Here is a 24,516-nt window from a genome sequence, read left to right on the forward strand (position 1 = left end):
TTTCTTGTCCCCTTGGAAATGAGTGGTACAACGCCGGCGCCGTCGTGAGCAACCGTCAGCGCTGTGCGCTGCGTCACGCGGCCGTCACATTTGCGGCATAGATGGACCGAGATACGCTAGCGGCGCACGCGGAGACCGCCGAGATTGGGCAAAAAGACTGCCAACAGGCCGAGGGCCGGCAGGAAAGCGCAGAGATTGTAAACATAGGTAATGCTCGTGAGGTCGGCCAACTGGCCGAGGACTGCAGCACCGACTCCGCCCAGGCCGAAGGCAAAGCCGAAGAACAGGCCGGCCACCATGCCGACCTTGCCGGGGATCAGTTCCTGGCCATAGACGACGATGGCGGCAAAGGCCGAGGCAAGCACCAGGCCGATGGGGATCGTGAGCAGCACCGTCCAGAAGAGGTTCACATGCGGCAGGATCAGGGTGAAGGGCAGCACGCCGAGGATCGAACCCCAGATTACGGCCTTCGGCCCGACGCGGTCGCCGATCGGCCCACCAAGGATCGTGCCCAAGGCAGCGGCCCCGAGGAAGACGAACAGATAGACCTGGGCATCCTGCATCGCCACGCCGAAATGGTCGATGAGGTAGAAGGTGTAGTAGCTGCTGATACTGGCCATGTAGAAGTATTTCGAGAACAGCAAGCCAAGGAGAACCGCGATGGCGCCGGTGATCTGCCGACGCGACAGTGGATTGGCGATGGGGGCGACGAAAGGTCGCTTGGCCCGCGCGGCGCGATGCGCCTTGTACCAATTGCCGACGCCGGCCAGCAGGATGACGCCAACAAGCGCAGCACCTGAGAACCAGCCGACGCTGCTCTGTCCGTTGGGCACGATCGCATAAGCTGCGACCAGCGGGCCGACCGCGGAACCGATATTGCCACCCACCTGGAACAGCGATTGTGCAAAGCCATGACGGCCACCGGAGGCGAGCCGGGCGATGCGCGAGGATTCCGGATGGAAGACCGAAGACCCCAGGCCGACCAGAGCCGCCGCCGCCAGAACCATTGGATAGGTATCGGCAAAGGCCAGCAGCAGCAGGCCGCAGAGGGTGAAGCTCATGCCCACCGAGAGTGCGTAGTTTTTCGGCCGCTGGTCGGTATACATGCCGATCAAGGGCTGCAGCAGCGAGGCGGTGATCTGGAAGGTGAGCGTGATGAGGCCGATCTGACCGAAATCGAGCGCCAGTCCCGCCTTCAGCATCGGATAAATGGCGAGGATCAGCGACTGCATCATGTCGTTGAGCATGTGGCAAAAGCTGATGGTGAGCAGCACCGCGGTCGCGGATTTCTCGCGCCGGTGCGGGCTGTCTTCGGTCAATTCAGCAGTCAATTCAGTCTCCGGCGGGCAGCCTTCGGCGCCCAAAAATGGCTCGACAGGCGCAGAATAGCCGATAGGATTAGGCCTGCATTCCATAATGGGTCATATACTTTCGAGATTGGGCCATGGTTCGTAATATCAGGGGGACGGAGCTCGATACGGCGATCCGGCCCGTCATCGCGTCGGGCAACGATTATCCGCATGATTACGAAATCGCCCCGCATCACCATGCGCGGGGCCAGCTGCTGCACGGCGTCCCAGGTGTCATGACGGTGCGGACCGAACATGGTGCCTGGGTGGTGCCGCCGGATCAGGCGGTCTGGATTCCACCCCATATCGAGCATTCCGTGCGCATGATGGGCGAGGTCGAAACCCGATGTGTCTTCGTCGACCCCAACCATGTCGCTGGACTGCCGGAGAAGTGCCAGGTGCTCAGCGTGTCGCCGCTGATGCGCTGTCTCATCCAGGCGGCGGTCGATCTGCCGCTCGACTATGCCCTCACCGGCCGCGAGGGCGAGATCATGGCGCTGCTGCTCTCCGAACTTCGGGCGCTTCCCGTGCTGCCGCTGTCGCTGCCCTTCCCGGCCGATCCGCGCCTGGGCGAACGTTGCCAGGCCTTTCTCGCGCGGCCCCTCGCGCATCAGACCATCGACGAATGGGCGGACAGCCTGGGTATGAGCCGGCGCACCTTCACGCGCCACTTCAAGCGCGAATGCGGGTTGAGCTTTGCCGCCTGGCAACGGCAGGCCTGCCTGTTCGCGGCCCTCCCGCGTCTTGCCGAAGGCGAAGCGGTCACCACCATCGCCCTCGACCTTGGCTATGAAAGCCCGGCCGCCTTCACCACCATGTTCCGCAAGACCCTGGGTTTTCCGCCCAGCCGATATCTCACCGCCGCGGCAGCCTAGAAACCACGCAAGGGCAGATCGGCACCGCGCCGCAGCCAATTGTCGGCAGGATAGGTGCTGGCGCCATCGATCACATGAAGCGTGTAGGCGTGGCGCGACCGCGAAGAGCGGTTGGCGGAGCTGTAATGCGGCAACAGGCCATGCAGCACGATGAGGCTGCCCTTCTTCGCATCGAGCTTGACCGCGGGCTGGTCGGGCCAGGGCGCATCATCGAGCGTTTCAGTGACCAGCGCGTCACCCTCGTGCCGGAACCGCTTGCGCAAGGGACCGCGATGGGCGCCGGGCATAGCCAACATGCCGCCGTTGCTGCTGTCGGCATCTTCGAGTGCGAACCAGAAACCGATGCAGCTCATCGGTTCGGTATAGAGATAGGTTGAATCCTGGTGCCAGGAGACCTCGCCGCCGATGCCGGGCTGCTTGAAGATATACATCGACTGCAGCAGCAGCGGATCCTGGAACAGGCCTTTCGCCAAGGCAGCCAAATGCCGCTGTCGCGAGAATTCGGAAAAGACCGGATCAAGATCATGCATGGCATGGCCAAGCTTGTTGACCGCAAGGCGCTTTGGGCGCGTGAGGTTGCCGTCAGCATCGACCGCTTCTTCTTCCAGGAAGAAGCGGATGGCGTCGCCGGATTCCTGGAAATAGCGGTCGGCGGCATGCGCCACCGACTGCGTGGAGAACACGGTCCGGTGTACGCTGGCATCAAACCCATCGACCAGCGCATTGGCGCGCTCGATCAGGCGATCGCACAATTCGGGTGCTACGAAATCTTCGATCAGCAGATAGCCCTCTTCGGCAAAGGCCGCGCGCATCGCAGGCGTGAGGCCATCGTCATGGGCGGTAAAGCGGTGTAAGTGTCAACCATCAAGCCTTTCCAGTTGCGTGAGCACATACTTGTTGAACGAGCCGTCCCAGTAGCAGATCACCGCCAATGTCGGATCCTGACGTTCAGGGCAACCGTCCAGCACTTCATCTGTCATCGATAGGAACCGCTTCGCCTCGTTGCGCGCGCAGGCGTAGAATGAACCATCAGACACCGTGCCTGACGGATCGCATACCTTGTGCGTCTTTTCAAACCAATGTACCCAAAGGTCATTGTCATTGAGATCGAAGGTGGCCCAATTCCCGCGCATCGGCTGGCCGATCAGGCCGCTCACATAGTTCCAGTAACCAAAGTCCAACAGACAGGCAGCGGTCGGACGGCTGCCGACGAGGCCCGCACATTCCTTGGCGCCGGGCTGCGCGTCGGGCCAGGCTGCGAGCAGCTTGGTATGAGCGCAGGCGCCGATCTGAAGCTCGGTCGCGCCGTTGACCGAGCACGCGTCGGTGATGGGGCGCAACGCGTCATCCGCCGCCTTGTTTGTCGGCAGGCGCCAAACGCCATTGGATTGGCTAGATCCCGGACCAGCGAGGATTTGGTCCCACCGTTCGTGCCGCCTTGCGATGTCACACAGGCCGCCAAGAGCATCGTTAAGGCCAAGATCATTACGCGCTTATTCATCGCATTTCCCCGCTTGATTTCCCGCGATCAGACCCTACTACGAGGCCGGCGAATGCGGCAATCAAAAGCACGCCTTGCCATGAGTGAGCGGTGGGATGCCGAGATGCTTGGCGAGCGTCTGGCCCATATCGGCAAAACTTGCGCGACGGCCGAGCGAGCCGGTGGGTGCGCCAGGGCCGAAGAACAGCACCGGCACGAATTCGCGGGTGTGATCCGTCCCGCCTGATGTCGGATCGCAGCCATGATCAGCCGAGATGAGGGCGAGGTCTCCGGGTTGCATCGCGGCCAGGAAGTCCGGGATGCGGCGGTCAAAGGCTTCGAGTGCCGCCGCATATCCGGCGACATCGCGGCGATGGCCGAACAGCGTGTCGAAATCGACGAAGTTCGCAAAGGTGAGGCTGCCCGCCGGGGCCATCTCCATCAGTTCCAACGTCACGTCGACCAATGCCGCATTATCCTCGCCCTTCACCTTCCGCGTGATGCCGCGATGGGCAAAGATGTCGGCGATCTTGCCGACCGAAATCACCTCGCGACCAGCTTCCTGCAAGTGATCCAGCAAAGTGGGTTCCGGCGGCGGCGTGGTGAGGTCGCGGCGATGGGACGTGCGCTTGAACTGGCCAACCCTTTCACCGAGGAAGGGCCGTGCGATCACCCGCGCGATGCGATAGGGCTCCAGCAGGCGCTTGGCCACGGCGCAGATGTCGAGCAATCGGTCGAGACCGAAATGCTCTTCATGGGCGGCGATCTGGAACACGGAATCCGCCGAGGTGTAGCAGATGGGCTTGCCGGTGCGGATATGCTCCTCGCCCAGGCGATCCAGCACCTCCGTGCCCGAGGCGTGGCAATTGCCGAGGATGCCCGGCAGCTTGCAGGTGGCGATGAAGTCGGCGAGGAAGTCCGCCGGGAAGCAAGGCTCGGTCCTCGCAAAATAGCCCCAGTCTAGCGGCACCGGACAGCCGGCCATCTCCCAATGTCCGCTCGGCGTATCCTTGCCGGCGGAGAGCTCAGCCGCGGCGCCATAAGCTGCCGTGACCGTCATGGTCTCAAGGCCGACCGGCACCCGGCCGGTTGCCAGTTCAGCCGCGCGGCCGAGGCCGAGGCCGGCAAGGTTGGGAAGCTGCAGGGGACCTTGGCGCAGGCCGGCTCGATCGGCCTTGCCGGCAGCGCAATAGGCCGCGATATGGCCCAGCGTATCGGCGCCGGCATCGCCGAATCGATCGGCGTCGGGTGCCGCGCCAATTCCGAATGAATCCATTACCAGGATGAAGGCGCGTTTGTTCATGGTATCATTCTACCCTAACGCAGTTCCTCGATCACGACGGGCCCGATCTTGGTGGCCTCGCCGGTGACGCGGATAGGCGGCGTGAACCATGGCGATCGGGCGGTCCGGGCCGATCGCCTCGCCCAGCCCGACGATCTCGGTCAGGCCCACCCGGTGGTCAATGCCGTCGCCAGGCCGCGTCCTGCCGCCACCCAGCGCCACCACGGCCATGCCGATGGCGCGTGTATCCATGACCCGCACCTGGCCCGGATCCTCGGGGAAGCAGGGCTTGATGACCGGCGCCACCGCCAGATGCTTCTCGGGCCGCTCAAGGATGTCGGCGGGACCACCCAACCCAACGACCATGCGCTGGAATTGTTCCGCGGCGCGGCCGCTTTCCAGCGCGCGCTCGGCAAGGCGCCTTCCTTCGCGCGCATCCCCTGCCCGGCCACCCAGCACCAGCAGTTCTGCCGACAGCGCCAGCGTGCAGTCGAGCAGGCGCGGTTCCGCCGGCTCGCCCTTCAGGCAGCGGATCGCTTCCTGCATCTCGACCGCGTTGCCGGCGGTGCGGCCGAGGACCTGGTTCATGTCGGTGATGAGGGCGCTGGTCTTGACCCCAGCGCCATTGGCAACGCGCACGATGGAATCGGCAAGCTCCCGCGCCATCTCGAGTTCGGCGGCAAAGGCGCAGGATCCGTTCTTCACATCCAGCACCAGCGCCTGGAGCCCCGCCGCCAGTTTCTTCGACAGGATCGAGGCGGTGATGAGCGGCACTGATTCCACGGTCGATGTCACGTCGCGGATCGCATAGAAGCGCCGGTCCGCGGGCGCCAGATCCGCGGTCTGGCCGATGATCGCACAGCCGGTCTCTTTCACCACGCGACGGAATGTGTCGAGATCAGGCGCCGTCTGATAGCCCGGGATCGCATCGAACTTGTCGAGCGTGCCGCCGGTATGGCCAAGGCCGCGGCCGGAGATCATCGGCACATAGCAGCCGCAAGCCGCCACGATCGGCCCCAGGATCAGCGAGGTCTTGTCGCCGACGCCGCCGGTCGAATGCTTGTCGACGATCGGCCCATCCAGTCTGAGTGGCGCCCAGTCCAGCACCGTGCCGGAATGCATCATGGCGCGGGTCAGGGCCACGCGCTCGGTCATGTCCATGCCGCGGAAGAAGACCGCCATCGCGAAGGCCGCGATCTGCCCTTCGGTGACGGCACCTGAACTGATGCCGGCAACAAAGAACTCGATCTCCGCCGGCTTCAGGCGCTGGTTGTCGCGCTTTTTCCGGATGATCTCCTGCGGCAGCATCATGATTGTGAGTCCAGAAAGGCGATCAGCAGGCGCGTCAGCTTCTCGGCGGCGGCGGTCATCTGTGCGATCGTATGTTCGTGGCTGAGCTGCTCGTCGCTCATGCCGGCGCCCATATTGGTGATGGCGCTCACCGCCAGCACCTTCATGCCGAAGTACCGGGCAAGGATCACGTCCGGCACAGTCGACATGCCGACCGCATCGATGCCAAGACCGCGCAGGGCTCGAATTTCTGCAGGCGTCTCGAATTGCGGCCCAGCGAGCCAGGCATAGACGCCCTCATGGAGAGTAATGCCCTGTCTATCCGCCTGCGCCTTCAACTGCTTGCGCAGTTCAGCATCATAGGCGCCCACCATGTCGACAAAGCGCTTATTGGTGGCGATGCCGAAGAGCGGCGAGGCCTGCACGCAGTTGATATGATCGCTCAGCATCATCAGGCCGCCAGGCCCGACCTCGGGCATCAGACTGCCAGCAGCATTGGTGAGGATGAGGGTCTGGCAGCCGAGGCCATGCAATGTTTCGATCGGAGTCTTCATGGCCGCAGCATCGCCGCGTTCGTAATAGTGGATGCGGCCCTGCAGGACCGCGACCCTCACCTTGCCAAGACGCCCCAACACCAGCCGCCCGGCATGGCCGCTGACACCGGATTGCTCAAAGCCCGGGAGATCGGCATAGGGCAGCGCAATCTGGTCCAATACCTTGTCGGCAAAATCACCCATGCCTGAACCCAGCACCAGACCGATATCCGCACGGAATCCGGGCGCCTTGCGCGCGATCACCTGGAGGGCGGCATTGCTCATCCGAGATGTTCCTTGCCGAAGGATTCTGGCAGCAGATCGCCCAGCCGGAAGCTGCGACGATGGCCTTCCGGGCCGCAGATATGGACCGGTGTTTCGGCATTGCCGAATTCGGCGATGCGCTGGCGACAGCCGCCGCATGGAGTGGTGAGACCCGCGCCACCCCCGATCACCGCGATCTCGCGGATCTTTCTGGCGCCACCCAGTACCATGGCACCTATGGCCGTGGTCTCGGCGCACCAGCCCTCTGGATAAGACGCATTTTCAACATTGCAGCCGGCATAGATGACACCGTCGTCACCCAGGATGGCAGCGCCCACCTGATAGTTCGAGTAGGGCGCATGTGCGCGTGCCATCGCCTGGCGCGCGGCATCGAGCAGGCGGGAATCCATCGTCATCGCTCCTTGATATAGGGCAGGCCCAGGGCCTTGGGTGCGACGGCCTTGCCGATGAAGCCGGCCAACAGCACGACCGTGAAGATATAGGGCAGCGCCTGAATGAAGGGGACTGGCACATGGCCGATGCCAGGCAGCGAGACACCCTGCAGGCGAATGGCGATGGCATCGAGGAAGCCGAACAGCAGGCAGGCAAAGAAGGCCGGCCAGGGTCGCCATTTGCCGAAGATCATCGCCGCCAGCGCGATGAAGCCGCGCCCGGCGGTCATTTCTTTCTGGAAGGTGGCGTTCTGCGAAATCGACAGGAACGTGCCGGCGACACCGCAGAGCAGGCCGGCGACCATCACCGAGGAATAGCGCAGGCGCACAACTGATATGCCCGCAGTGTCGACCACCGCGGGCGCTTCGCCCACCGCCCGCAGGCGCAGGCCGAAGCGCGTGCGATAGAGCAGGAACCAGACCAGCGGCACCAGCAGCATCGCGGCATAGGTAATGAGGCTGTGGCCACTGATAATGTTGGCGTAGACCAGACCGATGACAGGCACATCGCGCAAGGCATCCGCCCCCGGCAGGGTGATCGGCATGAAGCGCTGTTCCGGCGAAAGGTCGGGGGTGTTGCCGCCGCGGCCATACCACGCATGCCCCAGGACCACGGTGAGGCCGACTGCTGTAATGTTGATGGCAACCCCGGAGACAACCTGGTCGCCCCGATGGGTGATGCAGGCAAAGCCGTGGATCAGCGATAGCAGGATGGCAACGATGATTCCCGCCAGCAAGGCGAGATAAGGCGAGCCGGTCTCGGCGGCAACCGTCGCCGCGGCGAAAGCGCCGGCCAGCATCTTGCCTTCCAGGCCGATGTCGATGACGCCGGAGCGCTCCGAGAACAGACCTGCCATGGCACAGAGAATGAGCGGTGTCGCCATGCGCAGGGTCGCTGCCAGCGTGGAGATGAGGATGTCATCCATGAACGGGCGCCTCCGTGACCGGAGAAGCGGTCAACCGCAGATAGAGCCGTTCGACCCAGGGCCGGTTCATATAGGCGAGGGCACCGGAGAACAGGATGATGAGACCCTGGATGGTGATGATCATTTCCCGCGTGATGGTGGGAATTTCGAAGGCGATTTCCGCACCACCCTGGTAGAGCGCGCCGAACAGGATGCTGGCGAGGACGATGCCGAACGGGTGATTGCGACCCATCAGGGCGACGGCGATGCCGGTGAAGCCCGCACCGGCCACGAATTCCAGCAACAACCGATGCTGCACGCCGAGGATCTCGTTGACGCCGACCGACCCCGCAAGTGCCCCGGAAATCGCCATGGCGATCAGGGTCACATGGGCGGGCTTGATGCCGGCATAAATCGCGGCGCGCGGTGAAAGGCCCGTGGCACGGATTTCATAACCCAGACGCGAGCGCCAGATGAAGACCGTCACCAGCACGCAGCAGATCAGTGCCCAGACGAGCGAGAGATTGAGCGGCGTCGAGGGAATCTTGATGCCGACCCAGCTGAACACCGTCGCCATCTCCGGCAAGGTCGCCGCCTCGGTGAAGGTACGGCTCTGCGTCGACATCTGGCCGGGATCGCGGAACACATCGACCAGCAGGAAGACCATCAGGGACGATGCCAGGAAGTTGAACATGATCGTCGTGATGACGATATGGCTACCGCGATATGCCTGGAGATAGGCCGGCACGATGGCCCAGGCGGCACCGAAGACGGCCGACGCGAGGATCGCCAGCGGCACCAGCACAGGGGCCGGCAGAATATCGTCGAAGGCGAGTGCCATGGCGCCAGCGCCGAGACCGCCCAGAACGGCCTGCCCCTCACCGCCGATGTTGAACAGGCCGGCATGAAACGCCACGGCGACGGCAAGGCCGGTAAAGATGAAACTGGTCGCGTAATAGAGCGTATAGCCCCAGGCATAGCCGCTGCCGAAGGCGCCCTTGACCAGGATGACGATGGCGTCGAACGGATCGGCTCCGATCGTCCACAGGATGAGACCAGCGACCATCAGGGCCAGCAGGACATTGAGGATCGGCAGCAGGCCGATCTCGATCCAGCGTGGCAGCTGGCTGGGACGGGCACTCATGATGCCACCACCTGCGGCTCGGCGCCGCCGGTCATCATCAAGCCCAATTGCCGCTCGTCAGCCTTGTCACCGGCAATCTCGCCGACGATGCGACCCTGGTTCATGACCAGAATTCGATCCGCAAGTGCCAGGATTTCGTCGAGCTCGACCGAGACCAGCAAGATGGCGACACCACGATCGCGCAATGCCATGATTTCGCGGTGAATGAACTCGATGGCGCCGATATCGACACCGCGCGTCGGCTGGCCGACGATCAAGATTTTGGGTTGGCACGCCATTTCACGCGCCAGAATGAGCTTCTGCTGATTGCCGCCACTGAACTTGCTTGATCCAAGCTCCGGCTGTGGTGGTCGCACGTCAAAATCACGCATCATGTTCTGGCAACGGTCGATCATCGCCTGCCGATCTAGCAGGAAGCGCCCACCGAGGGCAGCGTCGCGCTGATAGCCGAGTGCGGCGGATTCCCAGGCCGGGAATCCTGTGACCAGGCCCAAGCGATGGCGATCCTCCGGGACATGGGCAAGACCCAGCTCGCGTCGGCTGGCCGGGCCACCGGGGTGCTGCGCCGAAGTAACCTGGTCGCCGATATGAATGGTCCCGCTGCTCGGCGCGCGAATGCCGGCAAGCACTTCAAGGAGCTCGCTCTGGCCGTTCCCAGAGACGCCGGCGATGCCAACGATCTCGCCGGCGCGCAGCGCGAAGCTGATATCCTGCAGACGCGCAACACCGCGATCATCGATAAGGGAGAGATGCTCGACCGTTAGCTCGGCATCATGCGGCCGGGCCGGGACCTTGTCGAGATCGAGCCTCACCTTGCGCCCGACCATCAGTTCGGCGAGTTCGCTGGCATTGGTGGCAGAGGTTTGCCGGTCGGCCACTACCTGACCGCCGCGCATGACGGTCACCCGGTCGGTCACCGCCAGCACTTCCTTGAGCTTGTGCGTGATCAGCAGGATGGTGACGCCGCGTGTGGCGAGCGCACGCAGGATCCGAAAGAGCTGGTCCGTTTCCTGGGGCGTCAACACGCCGGTCGGCTCGTCGAGGATAAGGATCGAGCAATGGCGGAACAGCGCCTTCAGGATCTCGACGCGCTGCTGGTCGCCCACGGGCAGATCGCCGATCCGCGCATCGGGGTCGACCACCAGGCCGAATTCCTGCGCCAGGCGCACCAACTCGGCGCGGGCCTTGTCGGCGCCTTCGGTGAGGAGCGCGCCGCCTTCGGCGCCCAGCATGACGTTTTCCAGCACGGTGAAACTGTCGACCAGCATGAAATGCTGGTGCACCATGCCGATGCCGGCAGCAATGGCGTCGGCGGAGGTGCGGATCACGGCTGGTTTGCCATCGATCTCGATGGCGCCGCTGTCGGCGTCGTAGAAACCGTAGACGATCGACATCAAGGTCGACTTGCCGGCGCCATTTTCACCGATGATGCCGTGGATCGTGCCTTTCTCGACACGCAGAGAAACATCGCGATTGGCCTGGACGCTGCCGAAACGCTTGTTGATTTCGATCAGTGCGATGGCAGGCGGCGGCGCCCGCCCAGTAACTGAATGGGGAGACGCCGCCGCCTTCATCGCCTGATCCGGCCCGTGAGGGACGGGTGGCATAGTTGGATATCGAACCGGGTTAGTAGGTGCAGGTATTGTCGGCCATGTAATCATGGACCTGGATCTTGCCGGCAATGATGTCGGCCTTGGCAGCCTCGACCTTGGCACTCATATCCGCCGTGATCAGCGACTTGTTGTTGTCGTCGAGCGCCCAGCCCACGCCGTCCTGGGCAAGGCCCATGACCGTGACGCCCGGCTTCCAGCTGCCGTCCTTCACGGCCTTGGCCGAATTGTAGACGGCAACATCGACGCGCTTGAGCATCGAGGTCAGCATGGTGCCGGGATGGAGATGGTTCTGGTTGCTGTCGACACCGATGGCGAGCTTGCCGGCATCCTTGGCGGCCTGATAGACGCCGGTGCCAGTGCCGCCGGCCGCCGCGAAGATCACGTCGACACCCTGGTCGAACTGGCCCTTGGCCAATTCGGTGCCCTTGGTCGGGTCGTTCCAGGCGGCGGGCGTGGTGCCGGTCATGTTTTCAGTGACCGCCACGTCCTTGTTGGCGAACTTGGCGCCCTGCTCGTAGCCGCAGGCAAAGCGGCGGATGAGGGGAATATCCATGCCGCCGATGAAGCCGACCTTGGCCGACTTGCTGGCCATCGAGGCGAGGATGCCGACCAGGAACGAACCTTCATGTTCGTTGAACACGATCGATTGCACGTTCGGCAGATCGACCACCATGTCGATGATGGCAAAATGCTTGTCGGGGAATTCCTTGGCAACCTTGGTCAGCGCATCGGCCTGGCTGAAGCCGATGCCGATGATGGGATCGGCACCCTTCTCCGCCATGCGGCGGAATGCCTGCTCGCGCTGGGCGTCGGTCTGCACTTCAAATTCGAGATAGGTATCGCCGGTTTCGGTCTTGTATTTCTCGATGCCGTTGAAGGCGGCCTCATTGAAGGATTTGTCGAACTTGCCACCGGCATCGTAGACCACGGCCGGCTCGGCCGAGGCGGAACCCGCGGCGAAGACCAGGGCCAGCGCCGTGGCGGCCTGCAACACGTACTTGTTCATTTCACGTCTCCCAAATTGGGCCTTTTGGCCGTTTCTTGTCGTCAGCCAGATGGCCGAAGTGAATTGGCCACCAGTCTTGGGGGGATAATGCTGACCCTTTGGACAGGAATCAACCTGGATATCCCCTGGATCGGTCAAAGATGATCCTCGGCGCGGTATTTTCAAAGAAAGATTGTGAGAGTTTCGCGTGACAGCCGCGCTGCCCAAAAGGCGGGTTTCGCGGTGTAAGCTGTTGGTCGGAAATAGGCATGGAATCAGGGGGCAGCGACAGATGCCGGGGGAGAAGTATCCGCGCGATCTCATCGGCTATGGCAACCGGCCACCTCGGGCGAACTGGCCCGGGGATGCCCGCATCGCCGTGCAGTTCGTGCTGAACTATGAAGAAGGCGGAGAGAATTGCGTGCTGCATGGCGATGCGGCATCGGAATCGTTCCTGTCCGAGATCGTGGGCGCCCAGCCCATTGTGGATCAACGTCATCTCAGCATGGAATCGATCTACGAGTATGGCAGCCGGGTCGGCGCCTGGCGGGTGCTGGATCTGTTCCAGCGCCAGGGCATTCCCCTCACCATCTTTGCCGTGGGCATGGCGGTCGAGCGGCATCCGGCGATCATCCGGGCGATGCACCAGGCGGGCCACGAGATCTGCAGCCATGGCTATCGCTGGATCAACTACCAGAACGTCGACGAGGCCACCGAACGGGATCATATCCGCCGCGCGATCGAGGCGATCAGGCAGGCAACAGGCGAGCGGCCGCTTGGCTGGTATACCGGACGCACCGGTCCCAACACCCACCGCCTGGTCGCCGAAGAGGGCGGATCTCTCTACAATGCCGACGATTACAGCGATGATCTGCCGTTCTGGTCGACGCTCTACGGACCGCCGCAGCTGATGGTGCCCTATACGCTCGACGCCAATGACATGCGCTTTGCGACGCCGCAGGGCTTCAACAGCGGCGATCAATTCTTCGCTTATCTGCGCGACAGTTTCGATGTCCTCTATGCGGAAGGTGACCGGACGCCCCGCATGATGTCGATCGGCCTTCATGCCCGGCTGATCGGACGGCCTGGCAGGTTGCGGTCGCTGGAGCGGTTCATTGAACATGCGGGTGGCCATGACAAGGTCTGGTTCTGCCGACGCATCGACATTGCGCGGCATTGGCGCGAACATCATCCCTTTGGAGAGACGGCATGAGCATCCCGGTTACCGACCAGCACCCGTTCGGTGCATCCGTCATCAATCTGCTGGACCCGCGCCTGGGTGCCGAGGCGCTCTCCGCCAGCGACGATTTTTTTGCGCCCAAGGAGCGGATGCTCAACCCCGAGCCGGCAACGTCTATCCCCGGGAAGTATGATGAGAACGGCAAGTGGATGGATGGTTGGGAGAGCCGCCGCAAACGCAGCGAAGGCCACGATCACTGTATCTGCAAGCTGGGTCTTCCCGGCCGGATCAGGGGTTTCGACATCGACACCAGTCATTTCACCGGCAACTACCCGCCGGCTGCCTCGATCGACGCCTGCCTTGTGACGGGAACGCCCGACGCCAAGACAGTGTGGCAGACAATCGTGCCGGCTTCGTCACTGAAAGGCGACAGCCATCATTTCATGCCGGTCGCGAGCGACGGCGTGTTCAGCCATGTGAGACTCAACATCTATCCGGATGGCGGGATAGCAAGGTTGCGCGCCTATGGGCGGCCAGCGGTCGATTGGACGACGCTCGATCGCTCAAAACCACTCAATCTCGCCGCCGTGGAGCTTGGCGCCTATGCCATCGCCTGCTCTGACCAGCATTACGGCACGCCGATGCGCCTGCTCTTTCCAGGACGCGGCGTGAACATGGGCGACGGGTGGGAAACGCGGCGGCGGCGCGAACCCGGGAATGACTGGTGCATCATCGCCCTGGGCGCCCCGGGCCGGATATCGAAAATCGAAATCGACACAGCCCATTTCAAGGGAAACTACCCCGATCGCTGCTCGGTCCAGGCATCAATGATGGGGAATTCAACCGAACAATCCATCGTCACGCAATCGATGTTCTGGCGGGACCTGCTCCCGGAACAGAATATGACGATGGACAGGCAGCACAGCTACAGCAGCGAGATTGTCGATCTGGGCCCGATCAGCCATGTCCGGCTGAATGTCATTCCGGATGGCGGCGTGTCGCGCCTGCGCCTGTGGGGATTGCCGGCATGAACATCAGGATCGAGCCACTGACCCGCGAGGCCTTCGCCCCCTTTGGCGACGTCATCGACGGCGATGCGGCGGCGAAACACTACACAATCAATGACGGCTATGCCGAACGATATCATGACCTGACCAGGATCGACGTGGCCGAGGCGAATGGTCGACCGCTGCTCAACATCTTCCGGGCCAAGGCGCGGCTTCTGCCGATACGAATTGCCTTGATGGAACGCCATCCATTGTCATCGCAGGCTTTCATCCCGCTTCAGCCCGGCTCCTTCCTGGTGCTGGTTGCGCGTGCCGGCGATGCGCCGCGACCCTCGGATCTGCGCTGCTTCAAGACAGTGGGCTCGCAAGGGGTCAACTACGCGCGGGGTACCTGGCATCACCCGCTCATCGCACTCGACGATTCCCAGGATTTCCTGGTCATCGATCGCGGCGGCGTCGGCAAAAACTGCGACGAGATCTCCTACAGCGAAGAAATCTACCTGACCGACTAAGTCGCCAGCGGCAGGCTGAGCGTCACTTCAAAACCACCCTCAGGCCGATTGCGCGCGGAAACGCGCCCACCCATCAGCTCGATGTTCCGCCGCACGATCGCGAGACCAAGGCCAAAATGCGGACCGCCCGAGGCGCGCCCGACCGTGCCATTCGACTGTGGCCGGTGCGAGACATGCCGCTCGAAGATCGCCGGCAGCAGTTCGATCGGCACCCCCGGCCCCTGATCAATGACGGCGAGGCGCGCTCGCCCGCCGCCTTGCTTCAGTTCCAGGCGCACGGTCGATCCCGGTGGCGCGAAGCTCACCGCATTGTCGACCAGGTTCTCAATTGCTGTCTCCAGCGCCTCTTCGCTGGCCGCTACCTTGATGCCGGCCTCTACATTGGCCACGATCTTGACATTCTTGCCATGAGCTTCGGCAAACGCGCGGGCCGTGTTCTCGACCATGGAGGACAGCTTGATCGGCGAGGACGGCGCATCGATCATTTCGGCGATGGCTTCGTCGATCCGCCGCGCGGAGGCAACCAGATCCTCCATCCGTTCCAGCGCTCGTTCGATCGTCTCGACCGCGCGCTTGGCGCGATCGTCATTGATGGCGTTGGCAACGCGGCGGATGGGCTCCACCGCCTGCGCCATCGCGGCAATGGGCGCCTTCAGCGCGTGGGCGTTTTCTTCCGCCGCTTCGCGGATCGAGCGCGCCGAGGTTTCCAGCGTGGTGACGAGGCTGTCGAATTCCACCGCGACGGGCTTGAGTTCCGGCACCGGCGTCGCATTGGCAAAGCTGATCTGACGCCGCCCGGGCGCGCGGCGAATGAGTCGCGCGAGGCGCGCAAAGCGCCGAAGGCCCAGCGCCACCGAGACGGCAACCGCAAGAATAAGCAAGGCCATCATCGCATAGAAGATGCCGGCCCAGCGCACCTCTGGAGCTGAGGCAAAGGGACGCGCCAGCGTCGTGCCGGCAGGATCGCTCTCGGCATAGGCCGTGATGACCGCCCAGCAACCGACTTCGGTATGGAAGGGGGAGATCGACGTCAAAATCTCAATGGTGCCGGTCGGGCCGGTAAAGGTCTGGCTGAGGCTGCGATTGCCGGCACAGCTTTCCTCGACCTTGCCAAGGATACCGGTGGCCACCAGCGCCTCCCTCTCGGCATCGAGATAGGCGGCATCGACCGTTGGAAAGGCGGCCACGTAATAAAAGCTTTGTTGCTCGCCCACAGGCCGCATCAGGAGCTTTATGCGCAAGCTGCTGGTGCCCAGTCGTGCCACCCAATCGGCAGCGGCAACCGGCGCTTTGGCCCCTTCGGCGCGCAAGGCGAGTTCCAGACCTTGCGACAGCAGATAGCCCTGGTTCTGGAGGTTGCCCAGCAGCAATTGCTGGCGCTCTTCATCAACCGTGGCGAAGCGGCCATAGAGGATCATCGGCACGCTCAGGAATACAAGCCCGAGCAGCACCAACTTCACCAGAACCGATCCAAACAACGCGCGCAGCATCCCTTCCCCCGAACGCCCCAGAATGATCCCCTGGTCTTATGGTTCCTTGCCGGCCGCGCGCCAGCGATAGCCGAAGCCCGGAAAATTCTCGATTGCGTCGAAACTCGGGTCGACGGCGATGAATTTTGGCGCACGCGCTTGATCAATGCGCGCACATTGGCACGATACCCATCGGGCCCCTGGCCAGCCGCGAAATTCTCACCGCGCAGGGCATCATAGATCTCGCGGTAGCTGACGTCGCGCCCGGCACGCACCATCAGCGCCACTGATTTGAATTCACCCAGGGTCAGGCTCACGGGTCGCTCATGCCAGCTCACGGCATGGGAACCCGCATCAAGTTGCAATGGGCCGGTCTGCAGGATGCCGTCCGCCGAGGCATGCGCATCACCCTGCCCTTCGGCAACTTCAGACCGGCTGAGCGCCAGTTCGATACGACGCTGGAGAATGGCAAAGCTGCGGGTCTTGCCGACAAAATCGATGGCCCCCGCCTTGAGCGCCGCCTCCTCGTAGATGACGTCATCCAGCGACGTCAAGAATATCGCCGGGGTCATCAAGCCGATCTGGCGCAAACGCTGCAGCAGTTCGAGGCCGGTCAGTCCGGGCATCTTCCAGTCGAGGATCAGGAGGTCGATCGTCGCTTCCGGAGCCACGCTCTCTGCACTCAATTCCTCGAGGGCGACATCAGGCGCAGAAAACTCACGCACGCTGAACCCAGCTTCCGACAGATTGCCGACCAGCATGGGGCGAAACAGATCGTCATCGTCAACGACGACAATGCGTGTGGCCTCAGCCATTGGTTCTGTTCCGATCTTTATTGCACATGTTGAGCTTCCTTGAGGGCCTTGTAGCAGCCTTGGGTTAGGTCGTCCTCGGGCACCATCTCGTAGCTCAGGGCCCGCCGTCGATTGTCAGCGACATCGAGGAAGAAATAGACATCTAGGGAGCAAGTTCCCGCGCGATATGTCCAAACCGTTCCAGTCCCTTCGCTGCGGGTCGTGACGGGCTTTCCCAGGAGCGCAATGACTTCGGATTCCGCCTTGCTCTTGAGCTCATCCGGCGAGGCAATCTTGGACACGGGTTCCGGTTCTGCCGGAACGACGGCCGGTGCGGGAAGCGTTGCAAGGTCTCCAGCCGGAACACCGCCAACGTTCGAAGAACTGCCCATCGGCGAGCCAAGGGGCATGCCGCTTGCGTCGCCCGCGTCCTTTTCTACCGCTTCGACGAGTTGTCCCGCCGGACCATCTGGCGCCAAAGCGCCGGCCGCGGCATCCTCTGCCGGTTCCGGTTCAGTCAATCTTGGCGATGCTGGCGCCTTCTTGGGGTCTTAGGTTTCAGTTTGGGAATGACCGGCTCTTCGGGTGGTTCTGCCTTAACCACAGGTTTCGCCACCACAATGGCCGGCTTCTGCCTATCCTGATCGCCCACGGCACAAGCGGAAAGCAGCATTGCCGCGACAAATCCGTTAACAAGCTGCGAAATCACGCGTCGTGTCATGCTTCTACTCTTGGCATCGCCCGGAGGCTGTCTTTTTTGGCGTATCGTGGCCTGCTGATAGCCGGCAAACCCGATCGCTACAAGATAGTGATCAAGCCATGGCGGTGGGGCAACACCAGAATGTAGCCAATTCGCTCGCGCAGCGGTCAAATGCCCGAGCCAAACCACAGCGATTTAGATGATTTATCACAGAAATCACACCACGCTGCCTGGCCACAACCACGGCCCCAGGTCGCGACCAGGGCCTCTTACCGGCAGTCCTGGCCGCGAATGGACCGACCTAGTGCCCGCACCTTTCGGGCTGCCGGGGTGATTTCGAATTGCGGCAGTTCTGCCAAGGTCACCGCCAGATAACCAATGGCCGTCCGATCATTCGCTACCGCCAGGCTTCGCGCGAAATCGGCGGCGCCGGCAAGGCCACGCCGAAGGGTGATGGCGTGCCAAGGCAGCAGGACCCGCGGGACGGGTGATGAGGAAACTGTTTCGCGGAAGAAAATGGTGGGCGCAGTAGGACTCGAACCTACGACCCGCTGATTAAGAGTCAGCTGCTCTACCGACTGAGCTATGCGCCCGCGCGGCCAACCCTGGCCATGACCAGAAGGTCCGGTCGGCGCGCGGTATAGCAAACGCCCCGCGGCCTGTCGATAACAAAAATTCAACAGTTAGTCCCGGGACTTACCGCGCTGTTTGCAAGGCTTAATTTTCCTCGCGACCAGAGCGGCCGATCTTGGCGTCCCGGTGGACATAGGTCGACATCATCAGACCGAATCCGGCCAGGACCGTCATCATCGCGGTGCCGCCATAGGAAATCAGCGGCAGGGGCACGCCGACCACCGGAATGAGGCCCATGACCATGGCGGTATTGATGAAGAAATACGTGAACAGATTGAAGCTGAGACCGAACGCCATCATCTTGCCGAACTGGCTTCGGCAGCGGAGTGCAATCACAACACCGTAGAGTACCAGCATCGAATAGAGCGTCAGCAGGACGACGCCACCCACCAGCCCCCACTCTTCGGCAAACATGGTAAAGATAAAATCGGTCTGACGCTCCGGCAGGAAATCGAGATGGCTTTGCGTTCCTTGCAGAAAACCCTTGCCCCAGACCCCGCCAGACCCAAGCGCGATCTTTGACTGGATGATGTGATAGCCGGCGCCGCGCACGTCTGATTCCGGATCGAGGAAAGTAAGAATGCGCGCCTTCTGATAGTCGTGCAGCAGGTCGGAGTTCCAGGCGAAGTATGCGCCCACCACGCCGATGGCAATGATGATCGCAAACTTCCACCATCTGACACCGGCAGCAAAGAACATGGCGCCACCGACGATCATCAACGTGACCGCTGTACCAAGATCTGGCTGCTTCATCACCAGGCCCGCCGGTGCCACAGCCATCAGCGTTGGCGGAATGAGGACCCAAGGCTTGCCGACCGCCTCCCAGTCCGTACCATGAAAATAGCGCGCCAAGCTGAGGACCAACGCGACCTTCATCATTTCCGAAGGCTGCAGCTGGATGAAGCCGAGATTGATCCAACGCTGGGCACCCATGCCGATCTCACCCAGGAATTCGACATAGACGAGAAGAACGAAGGCGAGTGCATAGAACGTGTAGGCAAAGCGCATGTAGAGGCGCAGGTCGATGAGACCCAGCACCAGCATGCCGATGAGGCCCAGGCCAAAACGCTTCATCTGCGCGGCCATCCAGGGCTCGGCATTGCCGTGTGCCGCCGAATAGAGCATGGCAAATCCGATCGACGCGACCGCCGTCACCAGCAGCACAAGGCTCCAATTGAGCTGCACCAGCTTCTCGCCCAGCGAGACCTTCTTCTGCTTGTTGCCCATCGGCGTCATGGCAAACATGCTAGACGCTCCCGCCAAATGGGGTTGTTGTGCCGAATTGCCTCATGGCATTTCCCGCCTGCCGCCTTCGTCATTGGGATTGCGGCGCGCCGGGTCACGACGCTGGCATTCAATGAGAATGTCGCGCGCGATCGGCGCGGCAAAGGTAGAGCCGCCACCGCCATGTTCGATGACGACCGAGATGGCGTAACGCGGCTGGTGTACCGGTGCGTAGGCGACAAACAAGGCATGATCGCGCTGCGGCCAGGGCAGATCTTCGTTCTTGCGCACTCCAGTCGCACGTTCCGACATGGTGATGCGACGCACCTGGCTGGTACCGGTCTTGCCCGCCATCTCCATACCTGGAATGTCAATGCGACGACGATAGGCGGTCCCGCGCTGATCGTTCGTCACCAGATCCATGCCGCGCCGAATAATGGCCAGATGGTTGGGATTGACATCCATCTTGGGTGCCGCCCCTTCGGCGAGACCGGCATTGGCGGCGAGTTCGCCGGCCTCCGCCGCGGCGCCGCCAGAGGCGCCATAGCGCTTGAACAGGCGCGGCGTGATGGCATAGCCACCGTTGGCGACCCGTGCGGTCATCAGGCAGAGCTGAAGCGGTGTCGTCTGAATGAAGCCTTGGCCGATTCCCGCGACCAATGTCTCGCCCGGATACCACTTTTCGCCCAGCGTTCCGATTTTCCAAGCCTGGTCTGGAATGACACCGGAATTCTCGCCGGGAAGATCGATGCCCGTGACTTTGCCCAGTCCAAACTTGCGCGCCATTTCGGCGATGGCATCGATACCGACCCGCTTGGCAATATCGTAGTAGTAGACGTCGCAGGAGTGCTTCAGCGCATCGGTCATCGAGACATGGCCGTGCCCTTCTTTCTTCCAGCAATGCAGGCGCATCGGCCCAAAAGTGTAGAAGCCCGGGCAGAAGACGCTGAAGTTGGGGCTTATGCCGGCTTCCTGAGCTGCCATCGTGGTCACGATCTTGAATGTCGACCCAGGTGCGTAGCCATCTGAAATGGTCTTGTTGGTCAACGGCCGGAACATGTCGGTGTTCAGCATCTGCCATTCGTCGCTTGAAATGCCGCGATAGAACGACGCGGGATCGAAGCTGGGCGTCGAGGCCATTGCCAGGATTTCACCGGTGAAGATGTCCATGACAACAGAGGAACACGATTGCTCGGCGGCGATGCGCTGTTGGGCGAATTCCTGCAGACCGATGTCGATCGTGGTGACGAGATCCGCGCCGGCCTTGCCTTCGACGCGTGACAGCTGCCGGATAATGCGGCCAACTGAATTGACTTCAATCTCACTCTTGCCGGCCGAGCCGCGCAGCGACTTGTCATATGTGCGCTCGAGACCATTCCGCCCGATACGAAATCCAGGCAGGGTCAGCAGAGGATCGGCATCGGCCGCTACCTCGCTTTCCGAGGCCGTCTGAACATAGCCGAGGATATGTGCGGTGAGACCGGCAAAGGGATAGTACCGCTTCTGGTCTTCTTCGATCGAAATGCCGGGCAGTTCCGGAAGGTTGAGCTCGACCTGGCTCATCTGCTCCCAGGACAGATCCTCCTTCACCGGGATCGGCGTAAAGGCCCGGTTGCGCTTCAGTTCACGCATCACCTTGGTGCGCTCGCGCTCTGTCAGCGGCACCAGGCGGGCGAAATCCCCAAGCGTCTGTTCCAGATCCTTGGTCTGCTCCGCGACGAGAATGGCGCGGTAGTTCGGGAAATTGGCCGCGAGCGGAACACCGAAGCGATCGAGAATGAGCCCCCGCGACGGTGGCAGGAGTCGAAGGTTGATTCGGTTCTCATCCGCGAGCAGGCGATACTTTTCGGATTCAATGACCTGGAGATAATAGAGGCGCGCAATGAGCGAGCCCACAAGCGTCGCCTGCATCCCGCCCAGGATCATTGCCCGCCGGGAGAATATTTTGGCCTGATTTTGAGCCTGTTGCTTATTTCCAGCCATGGCGCATTCTCAATCGGTCGGCAGCAATCGGCGCTCGATCCACGCGAAGACGTAAGCGAGGGGCGGATAGCAAACCAGTTCGAGCAGGAAAAGATTGAATGCCTGGGCTGGATTTACCAGCATCTCCTGCAGGAACGATACCAGCAGCCAGGTCAGCAGCGTGGCGCCGGCGGCGACGACACCGAACAATCCCCAGATCAACAAAAACGGCATCCCGTTGAGCGCCTTGCGCTGCCAAAGGGCGATCCCATGCACGATCAGGAGTACCAGAAGGCCAACACCGAAAGGCGCCAACGTCATCAGGTCGTGGATAAGCCCGATCGACAGCACGCCCCACATACTCATCAACCCCGGCTGATGCAACGTCCAGAAGAAGACCGAGATCAGCACCAAGGCCGAGGCAATGGTGCCGAGGCGCGGCAGATGCCAGGACAAGAGAGCCGCGAACATGAGCAGCAAAGTCAGTCCGACGGGTAGTGCTGCGCGCCAGGCGATATCCGCCTGCTGGCCCAGGCTCGGCCTGATCACTCCGATGCCCCGGAGGTAATCGTTCCGGCCTTGGCTGGACTGAGGGCCTTGGTTGTATCGACGCCGAGATCGTTGAGCAGAATGCCGGGCAGGCTGTAATCGATCAGTCGGATGTTCTCGAGGCGGCTGAAATCGACAAAAGGCTGGACGAGGATATGGCCGCCGGTGACCGAAACCACCTCACCCACCGGCAATCCGGCCGGGAACACACCGCCTTGCCCGGAGGTGACCATGCGGTCACCGATTTTGACGTCGCTGTCGCGGGACAGGTAAAGAAGCTCCGGCAGATCGGAATTGCGTCCAGCGAGAACCGCCTGGTCGCGGCTGCGTTCCGCCACCACCGGCACACGGGCATTGATGTCGGTGATCAGGAGGATGCGCGCCGAGCGCTCCCCCACCTCAAGCACGCGCCCCGCGAGCCCACTCCCCGTGACCGCAGCCTGCCCCTTGGCAACGCCGGCCCTGGTGCCGCCCAGCACGATCAGCGAGCGGACAAAGCTCGATGAAGTGTCCGCAACGACACTGGCCGTCACGAAACTAACCTTGGGGCCCGGCTGGAAGTTCAGCAGGTCACGCAAGCTGGCATTTTCGGCCTGCAGTTCACGCGCCACCCGCTGCCATTCCAAAAGGGTGTCGTTCTGACGCTTGAGCGCTTCATTTTCGGCCTTGAGCGCGAAGTAGTCGCGGACATCACTCGCCGTTTCACGGGCTGCATCGATCGGCCGGGAGACTGCATTGATCACCGGCGCCGTGATATCCATCATCATCATGCGAACGCGGCTGACCAGGACGGAATCAGGTTTGCCGATCAGCATCAGACCGAAGGCAAAGGCGACCAAAAGAACAAAAGTGAAACGATGGGTCCATGAGCGAGACGCCGCGGCGGCCCCGATCGATCCCATACGCTTGTTCACCTATGATTCCTCCCAAACCAAGGAGACCGACCACGAGTCTGAGGTCAATCAATCACTTAGGGCATTTTTCCACAGGCAGGGTTAAAGCGCAATTAATAAGCTGGCGAATTCTCGTGAGAAATCGCTCAGCGAGGGCCAACCGCCTCAATACATGTTGATGAGGACGTGCCTGTGGGCCTTGATGTCTTCAAGGCAGCGCCCCGTGCCCAACGCCACGCAGGAGAGCGCGTCGTCGGCGATCGAGACCGGCAGGCCGGTCGCGTGACGGAGGACGAAGTCGAGGTTGGCCAGCAGCGCGCCGCCGCCGGTGAGCACGATGCCCTTATCGACGATGTCGGCCGCGAGTTCCGGCGCCGTGTGCTCAAGAGCCACTTTGACGGCCTCGATAATGGCGCCTACTGGTTCGGCCAAGGCCTCTGCGACCTGACGCTCAGTGATCACCAATTCCTTCGGCACGCCATTCATGAGATCGCGACCCTTGATCTCCATGACGCGGCCCTCGCCGTCTTCCGGCGGGCAGGCCGAACCGATTTCCTTCTTGATGCGCTCGGCTGACCCTACGCCGACCAGAAGGTTATGGTTGCGGCGGATATAGGCGATAATCGCCTCGTCCATCTTGTCGCCCCCGACGCGGACCGAGCGGGAATAGACAATGCCGCCAAGGCTGAGCACAGCAACTTCCGTGGTGCCTCCACCGATATCGACGACCATCGAACCTGTAGGTTCGGTCACCGGCAAGCCAGCGCCGATCGCAGCCGCCATCGGTTCCTCAATGAGGTAAACCTTGCTGGCACCGGCGGATTCAGCGGATTCCTGGATGGCGCGGCGCTCGACGGCGGTGGAACCGGAGGGCACGCAGACGATGATCTGGGGACGCGCGAAGCTGCGACGGTTGTTATGCACCTTGCGGATGAAATGCTTGATCATCTCTTCGGCAACTTCGAAATCGGCGATGACGCCGTCGCGCAAGGGGCGGATCGCCTGGATGTTGCCGGGCGTGCGGCCCAGCATCAGCTTGGCCTCGTCGCCCACGGCGAGCACATGCTTCTTGCCCTTCACGTCGGCGATGGCGACGACCGACGGCTCGTTTAGCACGATGCCACGGCCCTTGACGTAAACCAGCGTGTTTGCAGTACCGAGGTCGATCGCCATATCGGCGGAGAACATGCCCATCAACTTCGAAAACATCAGTACCACCTGCTTGCCGCACCGCGCGGCGTTATTGTTCTTACCGGCATGCCCGTTACAGCCTGCTCGGGATCAGACATATTGCAATTCCTTGGCCTGCATTCCCCTGGTGCAAATCGCGCGCTGCCGGCAGATACCTTGGCGACGCCCTGATCTATCGGGAATATTCCTTGGTTTTGTCATGCCTTACTGGCCCGAAACGCACCCGACTC

Annotated in this window: 23 protein-coding genes, 1 tRNA gene and 1 pseudogene; 4 read left to right on the forward strand and 21 right to left on the reverse strand. The window is 62.1% G+C overall.

Translation table 11 applies throughout. From position 1 onward, the window contains the following. Positions 1-116: 116 nt before the first annotated feature. On the reverse strand, positions 117-1,415 hold the full coding sequence (locus IPK59_18155) for an MFS transporter (GenBank protein MBK8160603.1): 1,299 nt from the start codon (positions 1,413-1,415) through the stop codon (positions 117-119). A 29-nt stretch (positions 1,416-1,444) separates the two neighbouring features. Between IPK59_18155 and IPK59_18160 the strand changes: the two genes are divergently transcribed. Next, positions 1,445-2,224 carry a helix-turn-helix transcriptional regulator gene (locus tag IPK59_18160; GenBank protein MBK8160604.1) on the forward strand — a complete coding sequence of 260 codons (780 nt, stop codon included), beginning with the start codon at positions 1,445-1,447 and terminating at the stop codon, positions 2,222-2,224. Here the strand turns inward: IPK59_18160 and IPK59_18165 are convergent. The 10 genes from IPK59_18165 to IPK59_18210 all read right to left on the reverse strand — a co-directional run bounded on the left by IPK59_18165 (position 2,221) and on the right by IPK59_18210 (position 12,193). Continuing rightward, on the reverse strand, positions 2,221-3,036 hold the full coding sequence (locus IPK59_18165) for a phytanoyl-CoA dioxygenase family protein (GenBank protein MBK8160605.1): 816 nt from the start codon (positions 3,034-3,036) through the stop codon (positions 2,221-2,223). The genes IPK59_18160 and IPK59_18165 overlap by 4 nt on opposite strands. A gap of 45 nt (positions 3,037-3,081) precedes the next feature. Continuing rightward, the gene (locus IPK59_18170) at positions 3,082-3,564 is read right to left on the reverse strand and encodes a hypothetical protein (protein MBK8160606.1); all 483 of its coding nucleotides are present in this window, start codon (positions 3,562-3,564) and stop codon (positions 3,082-3,084) included. Between the two features lie 222 nt (positions 3,565-3,786). Beyond that, positions 3,787-5,007 carry a phosphopentomutase gene (locus IPK59_18175; GenBank protein MBK8160607.1) on the reverse strand — a complete coding sequence of 407 codons (1,221 nt, stop codon included), beginning with the start codon at positions 5,005-5,007 and terminating at the stop codon, positions 3,787-3,789. A gap of 9 nt (positions 5,008-5,016) precedes the next feature. Then, positions 5,017-6,294, reverse strand: a complete 1,278-nt coding sequence (gene deoA, locus IPK59_18180) for a thymidine phosphorylase (protein ID MBK8160608.1) — start codon at positions 6,292-6,294, stop codon at positions 5,017-5,019. After that, a complete protein-coding gene (locus IPK59_18185) occupies positions 6,294-7,094 on the reverse strand; it encodes a purine-nucleoside phosphorylase (protein MBK8160609.1) in 801 nt (266 codons plus the stop codon). Before IPK59_18185 ends, deoA begins: the two co-directional genes overlap by 1 nt. Next, positions 7,091-7,489, reverse strand: a complete 399-nt coding sequence (locus IPK59_18190) for a cytidine deaminase (protein ID MBK8160610.1) — start codon at positions 7,487-7,489, stop codon at positions 7,091-7,093. The genes IPK59_18185 and IPK59_18190 overlap by 4 nt, the downstream gene beginning before the upstream one ends. After that, positions 7,486-8,451, reverse strand: coding sequence for an ABC transporter permease (locus tag IPK59_18195; protein MBK8160611.1), 966 nt, complete (start codon positions 8,449-8,451; stop codon positions 7,486-7,488). The genes IPK59_18190 and IPK59_18195 overlap by 4 nt, the downstream gene beginning before the upstream one ends. Next, on the reverse strand, positions 8,444-9,574 hold the full coding sequence (locus IPK59_18200; protein ID MBK8160612.1) for an ABC transporter permease: 1,131 nt from the start codon (positions 9,572-9,574) through the stop codon (positions 8,444-8,446). The genes IPK59_18195 and IPK59_18200 overlap by 8 nt, the downstream gene beginning before the upstream one ends. Beyond that, positions 9,571-11,148: an ABC transporter ATP-binding protein gene (locus IPK59_18205; protein MBK8160613.1), complete on the reverse strand. Its 1,578-nt coding sequence runs from the start codon at positions 11,146-11,148 to the stop codon at positions 9,571-9,573. The genes IPK59_18200 and IPK59_18205 overlap by 4 nt, the downstream gene beginning before the upstream one ends. Positions 11,149-11,200: 52 nt before the next feature. Beyond that, entirely contained in the window at positions 11,201-12,193 is a 993-nt protein-coding gene (locus tag IPK59_18210) for a BMP family ABC transporter substrate-binding protein (protein ID MBK8160614.1), read from the reverse strand. A gap of 271 nt (positions 12,194-12,464) precedes the next feature. Here IPK59_18210 and puuE point away from each other — a divergent pair, with 271 nt between their 5' ends. Genes puuE through IPK59_18225 form a run of 3 tightly spaced genes read left to right on the forward strand, consistent with a single transcriptional unit; the run spans position 12,465 to position 14,871 of the window. Beyond that, complete coding sequence (gene puuE, locus IPK59_18215; GenBank protein MBK8160615.1) at positions 12,465-13,385, forward strand: allantoinase PuuE; 921 nt, start codon at positions 12,465-12,467, stop codon at positions 13,383-13,385. Then, entirely contained in the window at positions 13,382-14,383 is a 1,002-nt protein-coding gene (gene alc, locus IPK59_18220) for an allantoicase (protein ID MBK8160616.1), read from the forward strand. The genes puuE and alc overlap by 4 nt, the downstream gene beginning before the upstream one ends. Next, positions 14,380-14,871: an ureidoglycolate lyase gene (locus IPK59_18225; GenBank protein ID MBK8160617.1), complete on the forward strand. Its 492-nt coding sequence runs from the start codon at positions 14,380-14,382 to the stop codon at positions 14,869-14,871. The genes alc and IPK59_18225 overlap by 4 nt, the downstream gene beginning before the upstream one ends. Here IPK59_18225 and IPK59_18230 read toward each other — a convergent pair. The 10 genes and pseudogenes from IPK59_18230 to IPK59_18275 all read right to left on the reverse strand — a co-directional run bounded on the left by IPK59_18230 (position 14,868) and on the right by IPK59_18275 (position 24,304). After that, a complete protein-coding gene (locus tag IPK59_18230) occupies positions 14,868-16,361 on the reverse strand; it encodes a sensor histidine kinase (GenBank protein ID MBK8160618.1) in 1,494 nt (497 codons plus the stop codon). The two genes, IPK59_18225 and IPK59_18230, sit on opposite strands and share 4 nt — an antisense overlap. Positions 16,362-16,397: 36 nt before the next feature. Then, positions 16,398-17,155 (reverse strand): annotated as a pseudogene (locus IPK59_18235) (response regulator transcription factor). A gap of 17 nt (positions 17,156-17,172) precedes the next feature. Then, the gene (locus IPK59_18240; GenBank protein ID MBK8160619.1) at positions 17,173-17,655 is read right to left on the reverse strand and encodes a hypothetical protein; all 483 of its coding nucleotides are present in this window, start codon (positions 17,653-17,655) and stop codon (positions 17,173-17,175) included. Continuing rightward, positions 17,652-17,855: a hypothetical protein gene (locus tag IPK59_18245; GenBank protein MBK8160620.1), complete on the reverse strand. Its 204-nt coding sequence runs from the start codon at positions 17,853-17,855 to the stop codon at positions 17,652-17,654. The genes IPK59_18240 and IPK59_18245 overlap by 4 nt, the downstream gene beginning before the upstream one ends. A gap of 496 nt (positions 17,856-18,351) precedes the next feature. Beyond that, positions 18,352-18,427 (reverse strand) — tRNA-Lys (locus IPK59_18250). A 124-nt stretch (positions 18,428-18,551) separates the two neighbouring features. Then, the gene (rodA, locus tag IPK59_18255; GenBank protein MBK8160621.1) at positions 18,552-19,703 is read right to left on the reverse strand and encodes a rod shape-determining protein RodA; all 1,152 of its coding nucleotides are present in this window, start codon (positions 19,701-19,703) and stop codon (positions 18,552-18,554) included. A gap of 51 nt (positions 19,704-19,754) precedes the next feature. After that, positions 19,755-21,674 (reverse strand): penicillin-binding protein 2, encoded by a 1,920-nt coding sequence (mrdA, locus tag IPK59_18260; GenBank protein MBK8160622.1) that lies wholly within the window; start codon positions 21,672-21,674, stop codon positions 19,755-19,757. A 9-nt stretch (positions 21,675-21,683) separates the two neighbouring features. Next, positions 21,684-22,202 carry a hypothetical protein gene (locus IPK59_18265; GenBank protein MBK8160623.1) on the reverse strand — a complete coding sequence of 173 codons (519 nt, stop codon included), beginning with the start codon at positions 22,200-22,202 and terminating at the stop codon, positions 21,684-21,686. Then, a complete protein-coding gene (mreC, locus tag IPK59_18270) occupies positions 22,199-23,104 on the reverse strand; it encodes a rod shape-determining protein MreC (GenBank protein MBK8160624.1) in 906 nt (301 codons plus the stop codon). The genes IPK59_18265 and mreC overlap by 4 nt, the downstream gene beginning before the upstream one ends. A gap of 156 nt (positions 23,105-23,260) precedes the next feature. Then, positions 23,261-24,304, reverse strand: a complete 1,044-nt coding sequence (locus IPK59_18275; protein MBK8160625.1) for a rod shape-determining protein — start codon at positions 24,302-24,304, stop codon at positions 23,261-23,263. Positions 24,305-24,516 lie beyond the last annotated feature (212 nt).

The organism is Rhodospirillaceae bacterium (genome assembly GCA_016712715.1).
Classification (GTDB): Bacteria; Pseudomonadota; Alphaproteobacteria; order Dongiales; family Dongiaceae; genus Dongia.

What these genes read in the sequence shown, in the direction of transcription:
- IPK59_18245 (MBK8160620.1), bottom strand. Translation starts at nt 17,855, where the DNA reads ATGACACGACGCGTGATTTCGCAGCTTGTTAACGGATTTGTCGCGGCA.
- mrdA (MBK8160622.1), bottom strand. Translation starts at nt 21,674, where the DNA reads ATGGCTGGAAATAAGCAACAGGCTCAAAATCAGGCCAAAATATTCTCC.
- IPK59_18200 (MBK8160612.1), bottom strand. Translation starts at nt 9,574, where the DNA reads ATGAGTGCCCGTCCCAGCCAGCTGCCACGCTGGATCGAGATCGGCCTG.
- IPK59_18275 (MBK8160625.1), bottom strand. Translation starts at nt 24,304, where the DNA reads ATGTTTTCGAAGTTGATGGGCATGTTCTCCGCCGATATGGCGATCGAC.
- IPK59_18155 (MBK8160603.1), bottom strand. Translation starts at nt 1,415, where the DNA reads ATGGAATGCAGGCCTAATCCTATCGGCTATTCTGCGCCTGTCGAGCCA.
- IPK59_18210 (MBK8160614.1), bottom strand. Translation starts at nt 12,193, where the DNA reads ATGAACAAGTACGTGTTGCAGGCCGCCACGGCGCTGGCCCTGGTCTTC.
- IPK59_18230 (MBK8160618.1), bottom strand. Translation starts at nt 16,361, where the DNA reads ATGCTGCGCGCGTTGTTTGGATCGGTTCTGGTGAAGTTGGTGCTGCTC.
- deoA (MBK8160608.1), bottom strand. Translation starts at nt 6,294, where the DNA reads ATGCTGCCGCAGGAGATCATCCGGAAAAAGCGCGACAACCAGCGCCTG.
- IPK59_18190 (MBK8160610.1), bottom strand. Translation starts at nt 7,489, where the DNA reads ATGACGATGGATTCCCGCCTGCTCGATGCCGCGCGCCAGGCGATGGCA.
- IPK59_18165 (MBK8160605.1), bottom strand. Translation starts at nt 3,036, where the DNA reads ATGCGCGCGGCCTTTGCCGAAGAGGGCTATCTGCTGATCGAAGATTTC.
- IPK59_18185 (MBK8160609.1), bottom strand. Translation starts at nt 7,094, where the DNA reads ATGAGCAATGCCGCCCTCCAGGTGATCGCGCGCAAGGCGCCCGGATTC.
- IPK59_18175 (MBK8160607.1), bottom strand. Translation starts at nt 5,007, where the DNA reads ATGAACAAACGCGCCTTCATCCTGGTAATGGATTCATTCGGAATTGGC.
- alc (MBK8160616.1), top strand. Translation starts at nt 13,382, where the DNA reads ATGAGCATCCCGGTTACCGACCAGCACCCGTTCGGTGCATCCGTCATC.
- IPK59_18195 (MBK8160611.1), bottom strand. Translation starts at nt 8,451, where the DNA reads ATGGATGACATCCTCATCTCCACGCTGGCAGCGACCCTGCGCATGGCG.
- IPK59_18160 (MBK8160604.1), top strand. Translation starts at nt 1,445, where the DNA reads ATGGTTCGTAATATCAGGGGGACGGAGCTCGATACGGCGATCCGGCCC.
- IPK59_18205 (MBK8160613.1), bottom strand. Translation starts at nt 11,148, where the DNA reads ATGAAGGCGGCGGCGTCTCCCCATTCAGTTACTGGGCGGGCGCCGCCG.
- mreC (MBK8160624.1), bottom strand. Translation starts at nt 23,104, where the DNA reads ATGGGATCGATCGGGGCCGCCGCGGCGTCTCGCTCATGGACCCATCGT.
- puuE (MBK8160615.1), top strand. Translation starts at nt 12,465, where the DNA reads ATGCCGGGGGAGAAGTATCCGCGCGATCTCATCGGCTATGGCAACCGG.
- rodA (MBK8160621.1), bottom strand. Translation starts at nt 19,703, where the DNA reads ATGACGCCGATGGGCAACAAGCAGAAGAAGGTCTCGCTGGGCGAGAAG.
- IPK59_18225 (MBK8160617.1), top strand. Translation starts at nt 14,380, where the DNA reads ATGAACATCAGGATCGAGCCACTGACCCGCGAGGCCTTCGCCCCCTTT.